Source organism: Pseudomonas putida (assembly GCA_041879295.1).
GTDB classification, from domain to species: domain Bacteria; phylum Pseudomonadota; class Gammaproteobacteria; order Pseudomonadales; family Pseudomonadaceae; genus Aquipseudomonas; species Aquipseudomonas putida_Y.
Genome location: CP047152.1, coordinates 3,928,717 through 3,950,216 on the forward strand (window position 1 = coordinate 3,928,717; position 21,500 = coordinate 3,950,216).

Sequence of the window (21,500 nt, forward strand, 5' to 3'; positions counted from 1 at the left end):
GCAGGCCCGCGAAGGGCGCAAAGCGGCCCCACATTACAGCACCGATGGATCAGCGCTTGTCTTCAACCTTCCAGGCATTGCCGTCGTAGAACGCCTTCCAACCGGTCGGCTTGCCATCGACCTCGGACTGTACGTACTGCTCCTTGGTCTTGCGGCTATAGCGGATCACCGCCGGGCGGCCATCCGGGTCTTTCTGCGGTGCATCGCACAGGAAGTGGTACTTCGGGTCGATCTCATGCTTGTGCGGCACAATCTCCAGCACCAGCGGCGCGCGGGTTTCGCGGTTCTTGGGGAACTGGCTGGCTGCCAGGAACAGCCCCGAAGCACCGTCGCGCAGCACGTAGGTATCGTCTACCTTCTCGCACTTGAGCTCCGGCATGTCTACCTTGTCCATCTTCGGCGGCGCCGCCTCGCCGCTCTTGAGCAGCTTGCGGGTGTTCTTGCACGCCGGGTTGGTGCAGCCGAAGAACTTGCCGAAACGGCCAGTCTTCAACTGCATCTCGCTACCGCACTTGTCGCACTCCAGGCTCGGCCCTTCGTAGCCCTTGATGCGGTAGTTGCCTTCCTCGATCTCGTAACCTACACAGTCCGGGTTGTTACCGCAGATGTGCAGCTTGTGCTTCTCGTCCAGCAGGTAGGCGTCCATCGCCGTGGCGCAGATCGGGCAACGGTGCTTGCCCAGCAGTACGCGCGATTCCGACTCGCCCTCGTCGTCAGCGGCAATCTCGTCGCCCGGCACCAGGTTGACGGTAGCCTTGCAGCGCTCTTTCGGCGGCAGGCTGTAGCCAGAGCAACCCAGGAACACTCCTGTAGAGGCGGTGCGAATCATCATCGGCCGGCCACATTCCTTGCACGGAATGTTGGTCATGGTCGGCTGGTTGGCGCGCATGCCGTCTTCGCTGGACTCGGCAGTCTGCAGCTTTTTGCTGAAGTCGCCGTAGAACTCGTCGAGCACGTTCTTCCAGTCACGCTCGCCCTGGGCCACGTCGTCGAGGTTCTCTTCCATGACGGCGGTAAAGCCGTAGTCCATCAGGTTGGAGAAGCTCTCCGACAGGCGCTCGGTGACGATGTCGCCCATCTTCTCGGAGTAGAAGCGGCGGTTGTGCAGCGTCACATAGCCACGGTCCTGGATGGTGGAAATGATCGCCGCGTAGGTCGATGGGCGACCAATGCCGCGCTTTTCCATTTCCTTGACCAGGCTGGCTTCGGTGAAGCGCGCCGGTGGCTTGGTGAAGTGCTGGCTCGGGTCGATCTGAATCAGTTTAAGCGCTTCGCCCTGAACCATTTCTGGCAGCACGTCGTCTTCGCCCGGCTTGCTCTGCTGGGGCAGCACACGGGTGTAGCCGTCGAACTTGAGGATGCGGCCCTTGGCACGCAGCTCGAAATCGCCAGCAGCGACGGTGACGCTGGTGGACAGGTACTGCGCTGGCGGCATCTGGCAAGCCAGGAACTGGCGCCAGATCAGCTCGTACAGGCGCTCAGCATCACGCTCCATGCCACTGAGCTTGGTCGGATGGGTATTCACGTCAGAAGGTCGAATCGCTTCGTGCGCCTCCTGGGCGCCCTCCTTGCTGCCGTAAACCAGTGGCGCCTCCGGCAGGTACTGCTTGCCGAACTCCCGCTCGATGTAGCTGCGTGCCATATCCAGGGCGTCAGCCGACAGGTTGGTCGAGTCGGTACGCATGTAGGTGATGTAACCGGCTTCGTACAAGCGCTGGGCCATCATCATGGTTTTCTTCACACCGAAGCCCAGACGGTTACTGGCCGCTTGCTGCAAGGTGGAAGTAATGAACGGTGCCGATGGCTTGCTGCTGGTCGGGCGGTCTTCGCGCTTGACCACGCTGTAGCTGGAAGCCTTGAGCTTTTCCAGCGCAGCCATGGCCTGAGCTTCATTCAGCGGCTTGAAGGCCTCGCCCTTTTCGCGCGCCACCTCGAAACGCACCTTGGCGTTCTTGGCGGTGCCGAGGTCGGCGTGGATTTCCCAGTACTCTTCCGGGATGAACGCGCGGATCTCACGCTCACGCTCCACCACCAGCTTTACCGCTACCGACTGCACACGGCCAGCGGACAGGCCGCGAGCAATCTTGGCCCACAGCAATGGCGAAACCATGTAACCGACCACGCGGTCGAGGAAACGCCGCGCCTGTTGGGCGTTGACCCGGTCGATGTCCAGCTCGCCCGGCTGCGAGAAGGCCTCCTGAATGGCCTTCTTGGTAATTTCGTTGAACACCACGCGCTTGTAGCGGGTGTCGTCACCCCCGATGGCCTCGCGCAGGTGCCAGGCAATGGCTTCCCCTTCGCGGTCCAAGTCGGTTGCGAGATAGATGGTGTCGGCATCCTTGGCCAGGCGGCGCAGCTCTTCGATCACCTTTTCCTTGCCAGGCAGGATCTCGTACTTGGCCTTCCAGCCATGGTCGGGGTCGACGCCCATGCGCGCCACCAGCTGGCGGCGGGCCTTTTCTTTCGGCGAAAGCGCCGGCGCCTCACCCGCAGCCTTGCCACGCTTGGCGGCCGGCTCTTTGCTCGCGCTGGCCGAACCGCTGGTGGGGAGGTCTCGGATATGGCCGATACTCGACTTCACCACGTACTGGTTGCCCAGGTACTTGTTGATGGTCTTGGCCTTGGCCGGGGATTCCACAATGACCAGCGATTTGCCCATGGATCGGAGTATTCCTGAATCTGAAGATAAAAAACGCGCCAAGTGCCAGACGCGGCACCGCTATATATAGTGGCAAAAGTGTGAGGTCAAGCTCGGACGATCAGTCGTGCGACTTGCCCAGCAACCCGGGCAGCCCCTCTTCGGCCTTGACCAAAGCAAAGCGTGGCACCTGCTCGCCGTCAACTTCTACGGACTCCTCGAACATCGAAAGGGGGCGTACCCAGAAGCTGTAATCACCATACAGGCATTGGTAGAACACCATCCACTCTTCAGTTTCGGAGTGCCGCGCAACACTGAAGACACGGTACTCAGGCCCTTTGTAATGCCGGTATACGCCTGGTTGTATCTGCATGTTGCACACCTCCTGAATAAAACCTGAAAAAAACAAAACCGGGGCACAAGGCCCCGGTTGCTGTCCCGCTACGCGATCAGACGCGTTCGAAGACAGTGGTGATACCTTGGCCCAGGCCGACGCACATGGTCGCAACACCCAGAGTACCGCCATTTTGCTTCATGACGTTGAGCAGGGTGCCGGAAATCCGCGCCCCGGAGCAACCGAACGGGTGGCCCAAGGCAATCGCGCCGCCGTGCAGGTTAACCTTCTCATCCATCTTGTCGAGCACTTTCAAGTCTTTCAGCACTGGCAGGGCCTGTGCAGCGAAGGCTTCATTGAGCTCGATGAAGTCGATGTCAGCCATGGTCAGACCGGCACGCTTGAGGGCTTTCTGGGTCGATGGCACCGGGCCGTAACCCATGATCGCCGGGTCGACACCCGCCACCGCCATCGAGCGGATGACCGCCAATGGCTGGATACCCAGGTCCATCGCACGCTGGCCGGACATCACGATCATGCACGATGCGCCGTCGGTAATCTGCGACGAGGTACCGGCAGTGACAGTACCGCCTTTCGGGTTGAACGCAGGCTTGAGCGATGCCAGGCCTTCGAGGGTGGTTTCCGGGCGAATGGTTTCGTCGAAATCGAACACCTTCAGGAAGCCGTTCTCGTCATAGCCCTGCATCGGGATGATCTCATCCTTGAACTTGCCTTCGACAGTGGCCTTGTGGGCCAACTGGTGCGAACGCAAGCCGAACAGGTCCTGCTGCTCACGGGTGATGCCGTGCATCTTGCCGAGCATTTCCGCAGTCAGGCCCATCATCCCGGAAGCCTTGGCGGCATGCAAGGACAGGTGCGGGTTGGGGTCGACGCCATGCATCATGCTGACGTGGCCCATGTGCTCCACGCCACCTACCACGAACACATCACCGTTACCGGTCATGATCGCCTGGGCAGCCGTGTGCAGGGCGCTCATCGACGAACCGCACAGGCGGCTGACGGTCTGCGCCGCAGAGGTGTGCGGGATCGGGGTCATCAGCGAGGCCATGCGGGCGATGTTCCAACCCTGCTCCAGGGTCTGGTTGACGCAGCCCCAGATCACGTCCTCGACTTCTTTCGGGTCGACCTTGCCGTTGCGTTCCAGCAGTTTGCTGATCAGGTGCGCCGACATGTCTTCAGCGCGGGTATTGCGGTGCATGCCACCCTTGGAGCGGCCCATTGGCGTGCGACCGAAGTCGACAATCACCACGTCTCTTGGATTCAGGCTCATATCAAATCTCTCGCTCTAGCTCGTTGACCGCTCAGTTGAAGAAGCGCTGGCCGTTCTTGGCCATTTCACGCAGCTTGGCGGTCGGGTGGTACAGCGGCCCCAGGTCGGCGTACTGATCGGCCAGGGCAACGAATTCGGCCACACCGATCGAGTCGATGTAACGCAGCGCACCACCGCGGAAGGGAGGGAAACCAATGCCATAGACCAGGCCCATATCGGCTTCGGCAGCGGTTTCGACGATGCCGTCTTCCAGGCAGCGCACAGTCTCCAGGCACAGCGGGACCATCATCCAGTTGATGATGTCTTCATCGGTCACTTCACGCTGCTCGAACACGATAGGCTTGAGCACGTCCAGCACGGTGGCATCGAAGACCTTCTTCGGCTTGCCGCGCTTGTCGGTTTCGTAGGCGTAGAAGCCCTTGCCGTTCTTCTGGCCCAGGCGGTTGGCCTCGTACAGCGCGTCAACGGCCGAGCGACGCTCGTCCTTCATGCGGTCCGGGAAACCTTCGGCCATCACATCGCGGCCATGGTGACCGGTGTCGATGCCGACCACGTCCATCAGGTAGGCCGGGCCCATCGGCCAGCCGAACTTTTCCATGACCTTGTCGATACGCACAAAATCGACACCGGCGCTGACCAGCCTGGCGAAGCCGCCGAAGTACGGGAACAGCACGCGGTTGACCAAAAAGCCCGGGCAGTCGTTGACCACGATCGGGTTCTTGCCCATTTTCTTGGCGTAGGCCACGGTGGTGGCAACCGCCACTTCACTGGACTTCTCGCCACGGATCACTTCAACCAGCGGCATCATGTGCACCGGGTTGAAGAAGTGCATGCCGACGAAGTTTTCCGGGCGCTTGAGCGCCTTGGCCAGCAGGTTGATGGAAATGGTGGAGGTGTTGGAAGCGAGGATCGCATCGTCCTTCACCTGGCCTTCCACTTCCGCCAGCACCGCTTGCTTGACCTTCGGGTTCTCGACCACAGCCTCGACGACGATGTCCACATTGGCGAAGTCGCCATAGGACAGGGTCGGGCGAATGGCGTTGAGCGCCTCGGCCATCTTGGCCGGGGTCAGGCGACCCTTTTCGACGCGGTTGCCAAGCAGCTTGGAGGCCTCGTTCAGACCCAGCTGAATGGCTTCTTCGCGGATGTCCTTCATCAGGATCGGCGTACCTTTGACCGCCGACTGGTAGGCGATACCGCCGCCCATGATGCCGGCGCCGAGCACGGCGGCCTGCTTCACGTCGTGGGCGATCTCATCATGCGCCTTGGCCTTGCGCTTGAGTTCCTGATCGTTGAGGAACAAGCCGATCAGGCTCTCGGCGACCGAGGTCTTGGCCAGCTTGGCAAAGCCTGCGGCTTCGACTTCCAGGGCCTTGTCGCGACCGAAGTTGGCGGCTTTCTGGATGCTCTTGATCGCTTCGACCGGGGCCGGGTAGTTCGGGCCGGCCTGGCCTGCGACGAAGCCCTTGGCAGTCTCGAAGGCCATCATCTGCTCGATGGCATTGAGCTTGAGCTTCTCCAGCTTCGGCTGGCGCTTGGCCTTGTAGTCCAGCTCGCCACTGATGGCACGCTTGATCAGGTCGAGGGCACCGGCCATCAGCAGCTCAGGGGCAACCACGGCATCGACGGCCCCCACTTTCAGGGCGTCTTCGGCACGGTTTTCCTTGCCGGCGGCGATCCACTCGATGGCGTTGTCCGAGCCGATCAGGCGTGGCAGGCGCACGGTACCGCCAAAGCCCGGGTAGATACCCAGCTTGACTTCCGGCAGGCCGATCTTGGCGCTGGAGGACATGATCCGGTAGTCGGCCGCCAGGCACATTTCCAGGCCGCCGCCCAGCGCGATGCCGTTGATGGCGGCAACGGTCGGCACTTCGAGGTCTTCGAAGGCGTTGAAGATGCGATTGGCTTCCAGGTTGCCAGCGACCAGTTCGGCCTCAGGCAGCTTGAAGTTGTCGACGAACTCGGTGATGTCGGCGCCGACGATGAACACGTCCTTGCCACTGCTGACGATCACGCCCTTGACCGAGGCATCGGCCTGGATGGCATCGACGGCCTGGCGCAGCTCGTTCAGGGTAAGGCGGTTGAACTTGTTGACGGACTCACCCTTGAGGTCGAACTTGAGCTCGACGATGCCACTTTCAAGAGCCTTAACCGTGATGGCTTTACCTTCGTAAATCATCAACTGATCTCCACGATATGGAAGCTGAACTGTACACGCCGATCGCTGCAGCAGAAGCAGGCCTAGCTGCCCTGCCCCAGGCACACCCGTCAGCGCGCTAGTCGGAAGTATGGCTTGGCGTCATGACATACAAACGCTCAATTCATACGCCCGTTTGATTTGGGTGTGCACACATTCTCCGAAAAGATGGGCGTTGTCAAATGCTCACGAGCACGGCGAAAACGCGACTTTCCAGTCATTTTCTATCGTTCGGGTACAAAACATGATGACAGTGATCGCCGGTCATTCATGTCAGCGATTGACCACACGTATTGGCTGGAGTGCTTTGCGCTTGCGCGGCGAGCCAGGGCGACTACACTGGCTCTTGCTTGAATGAATACCCGGCCTGCCTGGCCTTTTCTGCGCAGCAGAACGCAAAGCGGCGACTTGGCACCCCACCCCTTCAGGGTCATGCCGAGCCGCCGCTTTGTCGTTGTGGGAGCGGGGTTGGTGTCACCCCAGGATGTGTGGTGACCTGTCAGGCCAAGGTTTCGAGAGCATGGGCAACATCCTGCAATACAGCAGTATCGCCGCGCTCGGTCCAGTACAAGGCAATCATCCGCGCATCGGCCTCTACCTTGTACACACTCGCCGGCAAACGCGACAAGGCGCCCATGAAGCGTGGGTCTTCACAGGGTTCACGCCACTGATTCCACCACACCCCGGGGCTGACCTGCCAGAAACTGAAGCTGTCCTCATGCCCACGGCGCCGGGCCCGATGATACTGCGGGCAGGGGCTTGGCGGCTCCTTTTCCAGCCAGTGCGGCCACTGCTGCGGCGCCAATTGCATGGCCAGACCCATGCGCCGTGCCTCCAGGCGCAACTTCATCTGCTCGCTCTGTTTGCGCGAACTGCGCAGCCAGGAAAGCGGGCTGAGAATCAGCGCAAGGATTGACACCACCAGCAATACCGTCATATCAGTAGTTCCCATAAAGCGTTGCAAATGAGCTGGTTAGCCATTTTCACGGTAGACCCGCCCTAAAGCGACCATACTTCTTCTATCGCGATTGTCAGGAGTACCGCTCATGAAATACGAACATTTGTTGGTCGCCGTCGACCTGACCGAAGAGTGCGACCCGGTGATCAAGCGCGCCATGGCGCTGGCAGAACCTTCGAACGCCAAGGTATCCCTGGTGCACATCGTCGAGCCGATGGCCATGGCTTTCGGCGGTGACGTACCGATGGACCTGTCGCAGCTGCAACAGCAGCAGTTCGACCAGGCCAAGGAGCGCATGGACCGCCTGTTCAACAAATACCCGGAAATCAACCGCGGCGACTCGCACCTGACCTACGGCCAACCGCGCCAGGAAATCCACCAGCTGGCCAAGGACCAGAACTGCGACCTGATCGTGGTCGGCAGCCATGGCCGTCACGGACTGGCATTGCTGCTGGGCTCCACGGCCAACGATGTACTGCACGGTGCGCCGTGTGACGTGCTGGCGGTGCGCTTGCTGAAGAAGGATTGATTTGACCTGAACCGGCCTCTTCGCGGGCAAACCCGCGCCTGCAAGGGTATGGCGATCCCTGTAGGAGCGGGTTTACCCGCGAAGAGGCCGAAACAGGCTAACGCCAATCAGCCTTCCAACTCAGCCCAGCGCTCTACCAGTGCATCCAATTCGCCCTGCAGCTTCTCGATCTGTGCCAACACCGCCGAAGTTTCTGCAATCGGACGCTGATAGAAACCCGCCGCGTTCACTTCTTCCTGAGCCTCGGCCATACGCTGTTCCAGCTCGTCGATCTGCCCCGGCAGCATCTCCAGCTCACGTTGCAGCTTGTAGCTGAGCTTCTTCTTCGAAGGCTCTTCCACCACCGCCGCAACAACAGGTTCAGGCTTGGCCTCGACCTTCTCCACCACCGCGCTGTTGAGCGCGGATTTGCCGCCCTTGCTCTCGGTCACACCCAGCAGCTTCGGCGAGCCGCCCTGGCGAATCCAGTCCTCGTAGCCGCCCACATACTCACGCACCTTGCCCTCGCCTTCGAACACCAACGTGCTGGTGACGACGTTGTCGAGGAAGGCCCGGTCGTGGCTGACCATCAGCACGGTACCTTTGTAGTTGGACAGCACCTCCTCCAGCAGCTCGAGGGTTTCCACGTCCAGGTCGTTGGTCGGTTCGTCGAGCACCAGCAGGTTGGCCGGCTTGCTGAACAGCTTGGCCAGCAGCAGCCGCGCACGCTCACCACCCGACAGCGCCTTGACCGGCGTGCGCGCACGCTGGGGGCTGAACAGGAAGTCGCCCAGGTAGCTCAGCACGTGGCGGTTCTGGCCATCGATCTCGATGAAATCACGGCCCTCGGCCAGGTTGTCGATCACGGTCTTTTCCAGGTCGAGCTGGTGGCGCATCTGGTCGAAATACGCCACCTCGAGCTTGGTACCGCGCTCCACTTTGCCCGCTGTGGGCTCAAGGTCGCCCAGCATCATCTTGAGCAAAGTGGTCTTGCCGGTGCCGTTTGCGCCCAGCAGACCGATGCGGTCCTGCCGCTGCAGGACCATGGAAAAGTCCTTGACCAGCAGAGGCCCGTCCGGGTGATGGAAGCTGACATTTTCCAGCACCATTACCTGCTTGCCGGATTTGTCCGCAGCTTCGATCTGGATGTTGGCCTTGCCCTGTCGTTCGCGACGCTCGCCACGCTCCACACGCAAGGCCTTCAGTGCACGCACACGGCCTTCGTTGCGGGTACGCCGGGCCTTGATACCCTGGCGAATCCACACTTCTTCCTGGGCCAGGCGCTTGTCGAACAGCGCGTTGGCGGTTTCCTCGGCGGCCAGTGCGGCCTCCTTGTGCACCAGGAAGCTGGCGTAATCGCCGTTCCAGTCGATCAGGCCGCCGCGGTCCAGCTCGAGAATGCGGGTAGCCAGGTTCTGCAGGAACGAACGGTCGTGGGTGATGAACAATACCGCGCCGTTGAAGCCACGCAGGGCCTCTTCGAGCCAGGCGATGGCACCGATGTCCAGGTGGTTGGTCGGTTCGTCGAGCAGCAGCAGGTCGGGCTCGGACACCAGCGCCTGGGCCAGCAGCACGCGGCGGCGCCAGCCACCGGACAGCTCGGCCAGGGTCTTGTCGGCCGGCAGTTGCAGGCGACTGAGCGTGCTTTCAACCACCTGCTGCAGGCGCCAGCCGTCGCGGGCCTCCAGCTCGTGCTGGACGTGCATGAGCTTTTCCAGGTCTTCATCGCCCTGGATGTTCATGCTCAGGTGGTGGAACTGCGCCAGCAACTCGCCCACGCCGTCCAGGCCTGCGGCTACCACGTCGAACACTGTGCGCTCGTCGGCCACCGGCAGCTCCTGCGGCAGCTCACCGATCTTCAGGCCCGGGGCACGCCAGATTTCGCCGTCGTCGCCCTTCTGCTCGCCCTTGACCAGGCGCAGCATGCTCGACTTGCCGGTGCCGTTGCGGCCGATGATGCACACCCGCTCGCCACGAGCGATCTGCCAGGACACTTTGTCCAGCAGCGGCATGGCGCCGAATGCGAGGGACACATCGCTGAATTTGAGCAGGGTCATGTTCGTCTCCATAAATCGGGCGCGCATTCTACCTGACTTGGCCCCCGACGGCATCCGCCAGGCCAACCGGTGAGCGCCTGGCGACATCTGGTCGAACTTAATATCCCGATACACGCACAGCGCTTTCACCCACTGCCGGCAAACGGCTAAGCTAAGGCAATAGCTTTCAACAGTGCTGGCTCCGCCGACACTTCCCATGGTTCAACTGCCCGGACGTATCATGCGCAGCCGCCTGCTACATATCGCATCCTGCCTGCTGCTTACCGCTGCCACCTGCGCGGCACAGGCCACCGACCTGACCCTGCAACGCCAGTACTATGACGAGGCCAAGCGCGCGCTGGCAAAAGGCGACAAAGGCCCCTACCTGCGCTATGCCCAGGCCTTGAGCGACTACCCGCTGACGCCCTACCTGGCCTACGACGAACTCACAGCCCGCCTGAAAACCGCCAGCAACCAGGAAATCGAAGGTTTCCTTGCCAAGCACGGCGACCTGCCCCAGGCCAACTGGATGAAGCTGCGCTGGTTGCGCTGGCTGGCCGAACGCGGCGAGTGGGATACCTTCGTCAAGTACTACGACCCCAAGCTCAATTTCACCGAACTGGACTGCCTCAACGGCCAATACCAGCTCAGCCACGGTTTGCGCGCCGAAGGTTACGCCACCGCCGACAAGCTGTGGAACGTCGGCAAATCGCAACCTGCCGCCTGTGACACGCTGTTCGGCATGTGGGCAGCCGAAGGCCAGCTGACCGAGGCCAAGCGCTGGGCACGCACCAAGCTGGCAGCCCAGGCGCGCAACTACGGCCTGGCCAACACACTGGCCAAGACCCTGACCACCCTCCGCTCACAGGGGCGCCTGCTGGTCGACGTCGCGCAGAAGCCTGAGCTGCTCAACCAGCCGTCGCGCTTTACCCCGATCAACGAGGCCATGTCCGACGTGGTCAGCCTCGGCCTTCGTCGCCTGGCCCGGCAGAACCCGGAGCGGGCGATGGCACTGCTTGACGATTACGCCCAACGCATGCACTTCTCGCGTGACGAAAAGGTGGCCATCGCCCGCGAAATCGGCCTGACCCTCGCACGCCGCTACGACCCACGCGCCCTCGACCTGATGACCCGCTACGACCCCGAGCTGCGTGACAACACCGTCAGCGAATGGCGCCTTCGGCTGCTGCTGCGCCTGGGCCGCTGGGAGGACGCCTACGAGTTGACCAAGCGCCTTCCCCAGGACCTGGCCAGCACCAGCCGCTGGAAGTACTGGCAGGCCCGCAGCCTGGAACTGGCACAGCCAAACAACCCGCAGATCCCGCTGCTTTACAAGACCGCCGCGCGTGAGCGTGACTTCTATGGCTTCCTCGCCGCCGACCGGGCACAGACACCGTACCAGATGAACAACAAGCCGCTGCTGCTGAGCCCGCAACTGGTCAAGAAGGTGCGCAACACGCCCGGTATCCAGCGCGCACTGGAATTCCACGCCCGCGGCCAGATCGTTGATGGCCGCCGTGAGTGGTACCACGTCAGCCGCCACTTCACCCGTGACGAAATGGTCGCACAGGCACGCCTGGCCTATGAGCTGCGCTGGTACTTCCCGGCCATCCGCACCATCAGCCAGGCCCGTTACTGGGACGACCTGGACATCCGCTTCCCCATGGCCCACCGCGACACGCTGGTGCGCGAAGCCAAAGTTCGCGGCCTGCATTCGAGCTGGGTATTCGCCATCACTCGCCAGGAAAGCGCCTTCATGGAGGACGCCCGCTCACCCGTGGGCGCCAGCGGCCTGATGCAACTGATGCCGGCCACGGCCAAGGAAACCGCACGCAAGTTCAGTATCCCGCTGGCATCACCGGCGCAAGTGCTGAATCCGGACAAGAACATCCAGCTGGGTGCAGCCTACCTGAGCCAGGTACACAGCCAGTTCAACGGCAACCGGGTGCTGGCTTCGGCAGCCTACAACGCCGGGCCCGGGCGTGTGCGCCAGTGGCTCAAAGGCGCCAAGCACCTGAGCTTCGATGTGTGGGTAGAGTCGATCCCGTTCGACGAAACACGCCAGTACGTGCAGAACGTGCTGTCGTATTCGGTGATCTACGGGCAAAAGCTGAATTCACCGCAGCCATTGGTGGATTGGCATGAACGGTATTTCGATGACATGTGATTGCTGTTGAGCCTGTACCGGCCTCTTCGCGGGTGAACCCGCTCCTACAAGGGTTACGCGGTCGTTGTAGGAGCGGGTTCACCCGCGAAGAGGCCGGTACAGGCAACACACCTACTCCAGGATTTCTACTTCCATCCCCACCTCCAGCCACCCACTGCCATCCACCGCCAGGTTCTGCCCGAACAGCACATCCCCCTCTTTCTCACGAAAGGTCTTGAGCGTCGCCATCGGCTCGCGGTCGGCAGCGCGCGCCCCGGTAGCCGGATCGATGGTGGTGAAGATGCACCGCACACTGGGCTTTAGCACGCGAAACGCCAAGCTGCCGATGCGAATCCGCTTCCAGCCATCCTCGGCAAACGGCTCCGCGCCCTGCACCACCAGGTTGGGCCGAAAGCGCAGCATCGACATGGGCCGACCAATACGCCGGTTAAGCTCATCCAGCGAGCCCTGCCCGATCAGCAGCAAGGGGAAGCCATCCGGAAACGCCGCACGGTCACTGTTGAATCCGTAACCATTGGGCAGGTAACGCGCACGCTGCTCGGGGCAATGCACCAGGCGTACGGCCTTGCCCAGCAACTCGCTCAACCAGGCTGCCGCGGCATCGCCAGCGTCCGGCACGCGCAAGGTATCGCGCCAGATCGTCACGCCGCGCAGGGCGTCATCGGCAGGCGGTACAGGCACCCGCAACGGCGGCTGCCCAGGGGCTTGCAGCAGCAACTGGCCGCTGTCGTCAGCGTGTGCGCAGATCTGGCCAAGTTGTGGCCAGGCACGCTGGGTCAGGAAGCGTCCGTTTTCTTCCTCGACCACCATCCAGCGCCGGTCGCCTTGCAGCCCCAGCAAACCCACCGGTGATGCCTTCAGGCTTTGCGCCTGCCCCGACTTCACCGGGTATCGATACAACTCACTGAGAAACATCCTTGCTGCCTCGCGTCATGCCAAAAGCCAAGCTTATACCTGGCCGGCACAACGTTCACGCAGCGGTGGTATCCAGCAACAGGCGCTGCTTGACCACATCGACAAGGCGATCAGGCTGGAACTTGGAAAGGAAGTTGTCACAGCCCACCTTCTTCACCATGGATTCGTTGAAACTGCCCGACAGCGAAGTGTGCAGCACCACATAGAGCTGGCGCAGGCGGGCATCGCTGCGGATCTCGGTGGTCAGCCGATAGCCGTCCATTTCCGGCATTTCTGCATCGGTGAACACCATCAGCAGCTTCTCGCACACGTCCTCGCCGGCATCCGCCCAGCCCTTGAGCATGCGCAGCGCCTTCAGGCCATCACTGGCCACATGCAGCTTCATGCCCAGCTGGGACAGGGTGTCGCGCAATTGCGCCAAGGCCACACTGGAGTCGTCCACCAGCAGCACCTCCCGGCCGCGGGCCCGGGCCAGCACTGGGTCGGCGAGCTTGTCGCCAGAGACCCGGGCGTTGTAGGGCACGATTTCGGCCAGCACTTTCTCCACGTCGATCACTTCCACCAGCTTTTCATCGACCTTGGTGATGGCAGTCAGGTAATGCTGGCGACCGGCACTGGAAGGCGGCGGCATGATCGACTCCCAGTTCAAGTTGACGATGCGGTCGACACCGCCCACCAGGAAGGCCTGCACCGAGCGGTTGTATTCGGTGACGATGATGGTGCTGTCCGGCCCCGGCTGTAGCGGGCGCATACCGATCGCCTGGGACAGGTCGATCACCGGCAGGGTCTGCCCGCGCAGGTTGACCACACCGCAGACATAGGCGTGGCGCTGGGGCATCAGGGTCAGCTTGGGCAGTTGCAGTACTTCCTGCACCTTGAACACGTTGATCGCGAACAGCTGGCGACCGGCCAGGCGAAACATCAGAATTTCCAGGCGGTTCTCACCCACCAGTTGCGTGCGTTGGTCTACCGTGTCGAGAATGCCAGCCATTGGAAAGCCCCCAGGCTTGAGTCGTAAAAGGTGAAATCATCTACCCTGTATCGGCGGCTTCACGCACACCTTGACCCTTGCGGGAAAATGCCGCGCGGATAATTGATATCACTTTACCATCATGCTTTACTGCCGACACGCCAGGGCAAATCAGGGGCACGACAAAAGTTCCCTACCCTAGCCCTTGATCAGGGAAACCCTTAGCGGCAATCGGGTGCAACCTGATGTTCGCGATATCCTTTAGCCATTAATGTGACGCCATTCTCATTGCATGAATGGAGTCAGGCTTTTGCTAGCTATCGTTTCGGCGTGCCCGCCCTCCGCGCCTACCCCACGCGCGGGGACTTGATGATGGACACTGCCTTATCGTTCGATGACGCCCTGCAGGGCTTCCTGCTGGATGCCCAGGTACTGCTGACCCAGGCTCAGGAATGCCTGCAGCATCTGGAGCTGATAGACAATGACCCGGATGCCTGCAGTTGCCTGAGCAGCGCCCTCGACACTATCGCCCGTCAAGCTACGCGCTTGGGCCTGCGTGAAGTTGCCCACTACACCACCGCCCTGCAACAGCTGCTTGCCCCAGCCTGCCACGGTGGTTGCCTGCAGCGGGAAGCCCTACCCGCGATAGGGGCGTGCCTGACCTTGCTGGCCTGGCAGTTGGAGCTGGTCGATAGCCGTACAGGGCGGCTGAACCTGGACATCGGCGAGCAACTGGTGCTGCTGGGTGAATTGGCCAAGGTCGTACAACCCCCCTTTGCGCCAGCCTGCGCGTCCTGCGACGAAGCAGGCAGCGCGTGCATTCACCCGCACAGTGACGTGGCAACCGGCACCCGCCCCAGCCGCTCTAATCGCACGCATTAACCTGACTCAAAGTGCAACTAAGCAACTTTATTGAAACCCGACCATGGTCGAACTTGGAAAGTTCTTCAGGTTTTCGGTGCATGCCGCCGAATCATTGCCGCACAAGTTACAGCACAAGTGGGTACTGCGCGATTAAAGGGTGGCACTTTGCTACTCGAAAGGGCCCGAGCAGCAGGCGTTTCAACGGACTACCTGGCCGCGACCGATGCAATGCAAAGTGGTAATATGCGCCCCCACAAACGCTTGCTATCGGAACAAAGGTGGCAAGAATACGTATTCAAAAAAACAACGAAAGTACTGCGCCAAAGCCTCTGAGCAGCATTGTGCAAGGCCTCCATCAGCAATACTTCAGTGGCCTCCCTACCTATGTTCCCACGCTTGAAGACCTTTTTGCGTTGCTGCTCCCGCGCCGCCGTGCTGCGTTGGGCAACGGTCGGACTTTGCGTGGCCTCACTGGTTGCCAACATGGCGCTGTACCTGGCCAATCAGACAATCCCGGCCACCCTGCTGGTGCTGCAGTTGGTCGCCACGCTGGGTGCTGCTGTGCAACTGGGCCTGGGCGCCAGGTCGATCCACCTGCGCCCGGCTGAGCTGGCCGAGCGCATGCTCAAAGTGCAAGAAGACGAGCGTCAGCATCTGGGCCGGGAACTGCACGACGACATCGGTCAACTGCTCACCGCTGCCAAGCTGCAACTGCAGTGGCTGCAGCGGCGCATGCCCGACGAATTGCAGGGGCACTGCGACGCCCTGCGCAGCACACTGGATGACACCCTCGGTAATGTGCGCAATGTCTCCGCACTGCTCAACCCCCGGCAGTTGGCCAGCCTTGGTCTGGAAGACAGCCTGCGCGCGCACCTGGTACGCACCCTGGCCAGCAGCGGCGTGCACTGGAGCCTGGCGTGCAACCAGCGCCTGGGCGGCATCGACGAAGCCGTGGCCATGGCAGTGTTCCGTATTACCCAGGAGGCAGTGACCAACATGCTGCGCCACGCCCAGGCACATAACCTGGTCATCCGTCTGCAACGCACCCCTGAGGGGCTGGCGTTGTCGATCCACGACGATGGTCGTGGTTTCATCCCTGCCCGGCACCCGGCAGAGGCCGGTCAGCGCGGCCTGGCCGGCATGCAGGAGCGGGTAATCGCGCTGCGGGGCAGCCTCGACATCACCAGTCAGCCTGGCCGAGGCACGCAGATCGAAGCGATGTTCCCGTGGTCCCCGCGCACCCAGCAACGCGCCAGGAGTACTACCAACCATGACCTGTAGACTACTGCTGGTAGATGACCACTCACTGATCCGCGCCGGGGTGCGCGCGCTGGTCGGCGACATCCCCGGCTATGAGGTGGTCGGCGAAGCCGACGACGGCAATCAGCTACTCGACCAGGTGCGCACACTGACGCCCGACATCATCTTGCTGGACATCTCCATGCGTTCGACCAGCGGCCTGGACGCCCTCACCCAGCTGCGGGCCAGCGGTAGTAGCTGCAAAGTGCTGATCCTGTCAATGCACACTGACCCGGACCTGATCATGCGGGCCCTGGAGAGCGGCGCCCACGGCTACTTGCTCAAGGACACCAGCACCACCGAGCTGGAACAGGCGCTGGGGGCTGTATGCCGAGGTGAGCGCTACCTCAGCCCGGCCATCGCCCACACCGTTATCAACCAGGCGCTGAGGCACACCAAAACAAGGCAAGCAAAGCGCTGGCGAACGGCATAATCTGACTTCACGCCAGCTTGAAATCCTGCGCCTGATCGTGCGCGGCAAGTCCACGCGGGAAATCGCTGCGGGCCTGGGCCTGTCGATCAAGACCGTGGAAACTCACCGGTCACAAATCATGAAGCGCCTGCAGATTCACGACGTGGCCGGCCTGGTGCTGTTTGCGGTACGCGAAAAAATCATCAGCCTGGATGACTGAGCAACGGCGACCCGGCCGGCAGGTGCAGGAACAACGCCGCCGACCTCGCCTGAAAGCGCAGATTGGCAGCCTGCAACGGCTCGCCATCGAGGTTGATGTCCAACCCTTGCGAACTCTTGATCTCGACCCATGGCAGCCTGGCACGAACAAACAGGCCGTCGCCACCCAACAGGTCACGCAGAGCCCCTACCATCTCCTGCGGTGCCGGCAGAATGGCGACGTCAAGCAAGCCGTCGTTGATCCTGGCTTCGGGGCACAGCACCTGCCCGCCACCGGCCTGGCGGCCATTGCCGATACCCAGCGCCAGCAAATCCCCTTGCCAATGAAAGCCCGGCCCCTGTAGCTCCACCGAAGCCGCCTGAAGCTCACTGAAGCGGGACAGCCCGGTGAACAGGTAGGCGGCAGCACCCAGCACTTTCTTGAGGTCCTCGGAGGTATTGGCGGTGACCTGGCTGCCAAAGCCACCCGTGGCCATGTTGAGGAACAACTGATCGCCAGCCTGCCCCAGGTCTATGGGTTGTGGCACGACATTCAGCAAGGCCAGCGCCGACGCCGGCTCCAGGGGGATGCCAGCGGCCTTGGCAAAATCGTTGGCAGTACCCAGTGGCAACAAGGTCAGGCTGGCTTTGGTAGCGGCCAATCCCATGGCCTCGGCCACATCACGCAACGTGCCGTCCCCGCCACCGGCGACGATATGGCTGTAACCCGCCGCCAGTGCCTCGGCGACCAGCCGTTGGGCATCGCCCGCCTCCCAGGTCACCCGTACATCCAGCACCCAGCCGCTATCGCGCAGGTCGCTCACGGCGCTGCGGACGTCTTCGTTCATCGCCTGCTTGCCGTGCAGCACCAGCATTGCCTTGCGCCCTTGCATGTGCGCGTCTCCGTAAAATGGACCACCCCCTATCTCGACCACTGGCCTGCCCGGATCGTTGCATGGCCTGGAAAAAACATTGGACCGGCGCCACGCCTGCAACTGATCACGTCGCCGGTCATTTTTTCCACACTTGGCAATCCCGGCTATGCTCAGCAGATACCCCTATTGCCATGGACGCGCCCGGCAGTGGCTCCCCCACTGCTGTCAACGGGCGCGTTTTGCTATCTGCAGCCTTTCGCGAGGACTTCGGGTCATGCGCATTCTCTGGACACTGCCCTACCTGCCTTGGCCGACCACCAGCGGCCACAAAACCCGGCAATACCATCTGCTGCGCGCACTGGCGCAGCGCGGCCACCGAATCACCCTGCTGGTGCAGTCGAAAATCCCTCTCAGCGATGCAGCACGTGAGGCCCTGGAGCCACTCCTCGAACGCCTGATCGTGCTACCCCGCCGGCCGCTGCACAGTCCACTCAACCTGCTGGCTTCACCCATCATCGACTACCCCATGCGGGCAATCATCAATGGCCTGGCACCTCGCCTGCGGCACCGGTTCGAGCAATTGCTGGACGAGCCTTGGGACGTGATCCAGATCGAGCACAGTTACAGCTTCCAGCCGTTCGAAAAAGCCTTGCAGGCTCGCGGGCTGCCTTACATGCTTAGCGAGCACAATTTGGAGTCGGTAATGGGCGGTGCCTGCCACGACCGCCTGCCGCTATGGTTGCGCCCGCTCAACGCCTTCGACCGCTGGCGCTACCGGCGCTGGGAGCACCGAGTGCTACGCCAGCCCACCGAACTGGTGGCGGTCTGCGCCCACGATGCCGAACTGATCGCGCAGATCAGCGGGCGCCCGGTGAATGTGGTGGTCAACGGCGTGGATTGTGATTTCTACCAGCAAGTGCAACCTGCGGTGCACAGCCAGCGCCTGTTGTTCGTCGGCAATTTCGAATATGGCGCCAATCTGGAGGCCATCGAATGGGCACTGGACGACATCATGCCGAAGGTGTGGATGAGCAACCCGGCGGTGCGTCTGGCTATTGCCGGGCATGCCATGCCGGCCAACTGGAAACTTCACTGGAACGACCCACGCATTGAATGGTTCGGCTACCGCCCCGACCTGCGTGAACTGCAACGATGTTCAGCGTTATTCTTCGCCCCCCTGCGCTATGCAGGTGGCTCGAAGGTGAAAATCCTCGAAGCGATGGCCGCCGGCTTACCCGTGATCACCACCGACAAGGGCGTTTCAGGCCTGACCGTGAACAACGGCGAGCACTACCTGGGCAGTGACGACGGTGACCTGCTGGCACTGCTGATCACCCAACTGCTCAATCAGCCCTGGCGCATGAGCCAGTTGAGTGCTGCCGGGCGTCAGTTTGCCCGCCAGCGCCACGACTGGAGCGTGGCCGCCCAGCAACTGGAGAATGTGCACATACGCCTGACCCAGGCGGCACCGGCCGAGGCCGCGCCGCTGGACAGTGCCTGGCTGGGCCGCTCAGCCAAGTAGCTCGCTGAAGGGAATGAATGGCACGCTGTCGCCCTGCTTCGGCGTGCTGCCTTCACGCACTTCCACCAACCCCTCGGCCCAGGCTGCGCTGCGCAGCACACCCGAGCTCTGGTTCTTGTAGATGCGCACTCGGCCCTGTTCGATGCGCGCGCGCAGGTATTCGCGGCGCGTACCCGGCTTGGGCCAGTCAAACCCAGCGGGCATGTCGAACCGCAGCGGCGTCACGTCAACTACACCCTGACGACGCAGCAGGTAGGGCCTGGTCAACAGACCAAAGGTGACCAAGGTCGAGGCCGGGTTGCCCGGCAGGCCGATCACCGGCACACCCTGAAAGTGGCCGAAGGTCAGCGGCTTGCCCGGTTTGATCGCCAGCTTCCACAACGCCAGTTCGCCGGCCTCGCGCAGGGCAGCACCGAGGTAGTCGGCTTCCCCCACCGAGACGCCTCCGGTGGACAGAATCAGGTCTACGTCACCCAGTGACGCCAGGCAGGTGCGAGTGCGCGCCAGGTCATCCGGCAGGATGCCGGCATCGACCACTTCGCAACCCAGCCGCTGCAACCAGCTGACCAGCAGCCTTCGGTTGCTGTTGTAGATCTGCCCGGGCCCCAGCGGCAGGCCAGGCTCGACCAGTTCGTCGCCGGTCGACAGCACCGCCACTTTCACCTTGCGTACCACGTCCAGGCGGCCATGCCCCAAGGTCGCCGCCAGGCCCAGTTCGATCGGCCCGAGGCGGGTGCCGGCGCTCATCACCTGCTCGCCTTTGCGGGTTTCCTGGCCTTGAGGCCGTATGTTCTGCTCGGTGCGCAACGTTTCGAGAAAGCGCACCCGGCCATCTTCGAGTACTTCGGTGTTTTCCTGCATCTCGACGCAGTCGGCCCCCTCCGGCACAGGCGCACCGGTGAAGATCCGTGCGCAGGTACCCGGTTGCAGCGGTTGGGGCGCATGGCCGGCGAAAATACGCTGGCTGACCGGCAGCGGCTGGCCCTGCCAGTCAGCCAGGCGCAAGGCATAACCGTCCATGGCGCTGTTCGGCCAAGGCGGCAGGTCGAGCGAGGCCACCAGGTCGGTGGCCAGCACGCGGCCTTCGGCTTCGGCCAGCGGCAGGTTTTCGATCTCGCCAATCGGTGCAGCTTCGGCAAGCGCCAGCAGTTGCTCCAGCGCCTGTTCCACCGGCATCAGCGGCCGGGCCTGGCTGACCTCAGCCACGGCTGTCACAGGCCGCTGCCTGCTTCAGGTGCGGCACGAAGTTGCACGGACGATGACGGGCATCAAGCTGCTCGGCCAGGATGCCATCCCAACCGGTGCGCACAGCGTTGGTCGAGCCCGGCAGGCAGCACACCAGAGTGCCGTTGGCCAGCCCGGCCAGGGCACGCGACTGCACGGTGGAGGTGCCAATGTCGGCCACTGAAATCTGCCGGAACAGCTCGCCAAAACCGTCCACTTGCTTGTCCAGCAGGCAGGCCACCGCCTCGGGGGTGCTGTCGCGGCCAGTAAACCCGGTACCGCCCGTAATCAGCACCACTTGCACGCTGTCATCGGCGATCCATGTGGCTACCTGGGCTCGGATCTTGTACAGGTCATCCTTGAGCAGCACACGCTCGGCAAGGCGATGACCGGCGGCGCTCAGGCGGTCGACGAACATCTGGCCAGAGGTGTCAGTGTCGAGGGTACGGGTGTCGCTGACCGTGAGCACGGCGATGTTCAGCGCCACGAAGGGGGTATCTGCCTTGGCTTTCATGGGTGTCCGTCACAACAGGATGAGATGGACGCAGTTATATCACAGCGCACCTTTTCCGGCGTTGCCCCCATCGGCCTTGCCCTGGATCAAGGGGACGAATTAGTCGCTATGCTGCACTTGGAGTGAACTTGCACTAACGTCCTGCGTCATAAATGTCATCTAGCACCATCGCACTTGGAGAAACACGATGATCAAACGGACCCTACCCGCCTTCCTGCTCGCCTTGGGCTTGGGCGCCCTCGCCGGCTGCTCGACTCCAACCGTCATTACCCTGAACGATGGCCGGGAGATCCAGGCAACCGACAAACCGTCCTACGACGAAGACTCTGGCTTCTATGAATTCGAGCAACTCGACGGCAAGCGCACGCGCTTGAACAAGGACCAGATCCGCACCGTCAAAGAGCTCTGACCAAGGCCCCGTTCAGGCCATGGCCCTTTAAACAACAAGGGCTTGCGGGCAAAAACGGGATGCAGTAGGATTTTGGTCATCGGAGTGTAGCGCAGCCAGGTAGCGCGTCTCGTTCGGGACGAGAAGGCCGCAGGTTCGAATCCTGTCTCTCCGACCAGATCCTTATCAA

Annotated in this window: 17 protein-coding genes, 1 tRNA gene and 1 pseudogene; 8 read left to right on the plus strand and 11 right to left on the minus strand. The window is 62.1% G+C overall.

Annotation, left to right across the window (positions count from 1 at the left end):
- Positions 1 to 49: 49 nt before the first annotated feature.
- The 5 genes from topA to GST84_18115 form a co-directional block, all read right to left on the minus strand.
- Positions 50 to 2,659 (minus strand): type I DNA topoisomerase, encoded by a 2,610-nt coding sequence (gene topA / locus GST84_18095; protein XGB14138.1) that lies wholly within the window; start codon positions 2,657 to 2,659, stop codon positions 50 to 52.
- 100 nt (positions 2,660 to 2,759) lie between these two features.
- Positions 2,760 to 3,011, minus strand: coding sequence for a DUF1653 domain-containing protein (locus tag GST84_18100; GenBank protein ID XGB14139.1), 252 nt, complete (start codon positions 3,009 to 3,011; stop codon positions 2,760 to 2,762).
- Positions 3,012 to 3,087: 76 nt separating this feature from the next.
- Positions 3,088 to 4,263, minus strand: a complete 1,176-nt coding sequence (fadA, locus tag GST84_18105) for an acetyl-CoA C-acyltransferase FadA (GenBank protein XGB14140.1) — start codon at positions 4,261 to 4,263, stop codon at positions 3,088 to 3,090.
- 31 nt (positions 4,264 to 4,294) lie between these two features.
- Positions 4,295 to 6,442, minus strand: a complete 2,148-nt coding sequence (gene fadB / locus GST84_18110) for a fatty acid oxidation complex subunit alpha FadB (GenBank protein ID XGB14141.1) — start codon at positions 6,440 to 6,442, stop codon at positions 4,295 to 4,297.
- A 517-nt stretch (positions 6,443 to 6,959) separates the two neighbouring features.
- Positions 6,960 to 7,397: a hypothetical protein gene (locus tag GST84_18115; protein ID XGB14142.1), complete on the minus strand. Its 438-nt coding sequence runs from the start codon at positions 7,395 to 7,397 to the stop codon at positions 6,960 to 6,962.
- A gap of 109 nt (positions 7,398 to 7,506) precedes the next feature.
- Between GST84_18115 and GST84_18120 the strand changes: the two genes are divergently transcribed.
- Positions 7,507 to 7,947, plus strand: a complete 441-nt coding sequence (locus GST84_18120) for a universal stress protein (protein XGB14143.1) — start codon at positions 7,507 to 7,509, stop codon at positions 7,945 to 7,947.
- Positions 7,948 to 8,054: 107 nt separating this feature from the next.
- Here the strand turns inward: GST84_18120 and GST84_18125 are convergent, their stop codons facing one another.
- Positions 8,055 to 9,983, minus strand: coding sequence for an ATP-binding cassette domain-containing protein (locus GST84_18125; protein XGB14144.1), 1,929 nt, complete (start codon positions 9,981 to 9,983; stop codon positions 8,055 to 8,057).
- 220 nt (positions 9,984 to 10,203) lie between these two features.
- Here GST84_18125 and GST84_18130 point away from each other — a divergent pair, with 220 nt between their 5' ends.
- Positions 10,204 to 12,129: a transglycosylase SLT domain-containing protein gene (locus GST84_18130; GenBank protein XGB14145.1), complete on the plus strand. Its 1,926-nt coding sequence runs from the start codon at positions 10,204 to 10,206 to the stop codon at positions 12,127 to 12,129.
- 111 nt (positions 12,130 to 12,240) lie between these two features.
- Here the strand turns inward: GST84_18130 and GST84_18135 are convergent, their stop codons facing one another.
- Together GST84_18135 and GST84_18140 are read right to left on the minus strand one after the other, a co-directional pair.
- Entirely contained in the window at positions 12,241 to 13,044 is an 804-nt protein-coding gene (locus tag GST84_18135; GenBank protein XGB14146.1) for an MOSC domain-containing protein, read from the minus strand.
- A 55-nt stretch (positions 13,045 to 13,099) separates the two neighbouring features.
- Complete coding sequence (locus GST84_18140; protein ID XGB14147.1) at positions 13,100 to 14,035, minus strand: response regulator; 936 nt, start codon at positions 14,033 to 14,035, stop codon at positions 13,100 to 13,102.
- A 351-nt stretch (positions 14,036 to 14,386) separates the two neighbouring features.
- On the opposite strand from GST84_18140, the gene GST84_18145 reads away from it, so the two are divergent.
- The 3 genes and pseudogenes from GST84_18145 (at position 14,387) to GST84_18155 (ending at position 16,809) form a co-directional block, all read left to right on the plus strand.
- Positions 14,387 to 14,896: a histidine kinase gene (locus GST84_18145; GenBank protein ID XGB14148.1), complete on the plus strand. Its 510-nt coding sequence runs from the start codon at positions 14,387 to 14,389 to the stop codon at positions 14,894 to 14,896.
- 366 nt (positions 14,897 to 15,262) lie between these two features.
- Positions 15,263 to 16,159, plus strand: coding sequence for a sensor histidine kinase (locus GST84_18150; protein ID XGB14149.1), 897 nt, complete (start codon positions 15,263 to 15,265; stop codon positions 16,157 to 16,159).
- Positions 16,149 to 16,809 (plus strand): annotated as a pseudogene (locus tag GST84_18155) (response regulator). The gene GST84_18150 and the pseudogene GST84_18155 overlap by 11 nt, the downstream one beginning before the upstream one ends.
- On the opposite strand, the gene yegS reads toward GST84_18155, so the two are convergent.
- On the minus strand, positions 16,793 to 17,680 hold the full coding sequence (yegS, locus tag GST84_18160; protein XGB14150.1) for a lipid kinase YegS: 888 nt from the start codon (positions 17,678 to 17,680) through the stop codon (positions 16,793 to 16,795). The pseudogene GST84_18155 and the gene yegS overlap by 17 nt on opposite strands.
- A 256-nt stretch (positions 17,681 to 17,936) precedes the next feature.
- Between yegS and GST84_18165 the strand changes: the two genes are divergently transcribed.
- On the plus strand, positions 17,937 to 19,184 hold the full coding sequence (locus tag GST84_18165; GenBank protein XGB14151.1) for a glycosyltransferase: 1,248 nt from the start codon (positions 17,937 to 17,939) through the stop codon (positions 19,182 to 19,184).
- On the opposite strand, the gene GST84_18170 is transcribed toward GST84_18165, so the two are convergent.
- Complete coding sequence (locus tag GST84_18170; protein ID XGB14152.1) at positions 19,173 to 20,399, minus strand: molybdopterin molybdenumtransferase MoeA; 1,227 nt, start codon at positions 20,397 to 20,399, stop codon at positions 19,173 to 19,175. The two genes, GST84_18165 and GST84_18170, sit on opposite strands and share 12 nt — an antisense overlap.
- Complete coding sequence (gene moaB / locus GST84_18175) at positions 20,383 to 20,922, minus strand: molybdenum cofactor biosynthesis protein B (GenBank protein ID XGB14153.1); 540 nt, start codon at positions 20,920 to 20,922, stop codon at positions 20,383 to 20,385. The genes GST84_18170 and moaB overlap by 17 nt, the downstream gene beginning before the upstream one ends.
- Positions 20,923 to 21,109: 187 nt before the next feature.
- On the opposite strand from moaB, the gene GST84_18180 reads away from it, so the two are divergent.
- Together GST84_18180 and GST84_18185 are read left to right on the plus strand one after the other, a co-directional pair.
- Positions 21,110 to 21,331, plus strand: a complete 222-nt coding sequence (locus GST84_18180; protein ID XGB14154.1) for a YgdI/YgdR family lipoprotein — start codon at positions 21,110 to 21,112, stop codon at positions 21,329 to 21,331.
- Positions 21,332 to 21,411: 80 nt separating this feature from the next.
- Positions 21,412 to 21,488, plus strand: a tRNA-Pro gene (locus tag GST84_18185).
- Positions 21,489 to 21,500 lie beyond the last annotated feature (12 nt).

Bases quoted from the DNA above. Each gene is read 5' to 3' on its own strand.
- topA (XGB14138.1), bottom strand. From the start codon at position 2,659: ATGGGCAAATCGCTGGTCATTGTGGAATCCCCGGCCAAGGCCAAGACC.
- GST84_18100 (XGB14139.1), bottom strand. From the start codon at position 3,011: ATGCAGATACAACCAGGCGTATACCGGCATTACAAAGGGCCTGAGTAC.
- fadA (XGB14140.1), bottom strand. From the start codon at position 4,263: ATGAGCCTGAATCCAAGAGACGTGGTGATTGTCGACTTCGGTCGCACG.
- fadB (XGB14141.1), bottom strand. From the start codon at position 6,442: ATGATTTACGAAGGTAAAGCCATCACGGTTAAGGCTCTTGAAAGTGGC.
- GST84_18115 (XGB14142.1), bottom strand. From the start codon at position 7,397: ATGACGGTATTGCTGGTGGTGTCAATCCTTGCGCTGATTCTCAGCCCG.
- GST84_18120 (XGB14143.1), top strand. From the start codon at position 7,507: ATGAAATACGAACATTTGTTGGTCGCCGTCGACCTGACCGAAGAGTGC.
- GST84_18125 (XGB14144.1), bottom strand. From the start codon at position 9,983: ATGACCCTGCTCAAATTCAGCGATGTGTCCCTCGCATTCGGCGCCATG.
- GST84_18130 (XGB14145.1), top strand. From the start codon at position 10,204: ATGCGCAGCCGCCTGCTACATATCGCATCCTGCCTGCTGCTTACCGCT.
- GST84_18135 (XGB14146.1), bottom strand. From the start codon at position 13,044: ATGTTTCTCAGTGAGTTGTATCGATACCCGGTGAAGTCGGGGCAGGCG.
- GST84_18140 (XGB14147.1), bottom strand. From the start codon at position 14,035: ATGGCTGGCATTCTCGACACGGTAGACCAACGCACGCAACTGGTGGGT.
- GST84_18145 (XGB14148.1), top strand. From the start codon at position 14,387: ATGGACACTGCCTTATCGTTCGATGACGCCCTGCAGGGCTTCCTGCTG.
- GST84_18150 (XGB14149.1), top strand. From the start codon at position 15,263: ATGTTCCCACGCTTGAAGACCTTTTTGCGTTGCTGCTCCCGCGCCGCC.
- yegS (XGB14150.1), bottom strand. From the start codon at position 17,680: ATGCAAGGGCGCAAGGCAATGCTGGTGCTGCACGGCAAGCAGGCGATG.
- GST84_18165 (XGB14151.1), top strand. From the start codon at position 17,937: ATGCGCATTCTCTGGACACTGCCCTACCTGCCTTGGCCGACCACCAGC.
- moaB (XGB14153.1), bottom strand. From the start codon at position 20,922: ATGAAAGCCAAGGCAGATACCCCCTTCGTGGCGCTGAACATCGCCGTG.
- GST84_18180 (XGB14154.1), top strand. From the start codon at position 21,110: ATGATCAAACGGACCCTACCCGCCTTCCTGCTCGCCTTGGGCTTGGGC.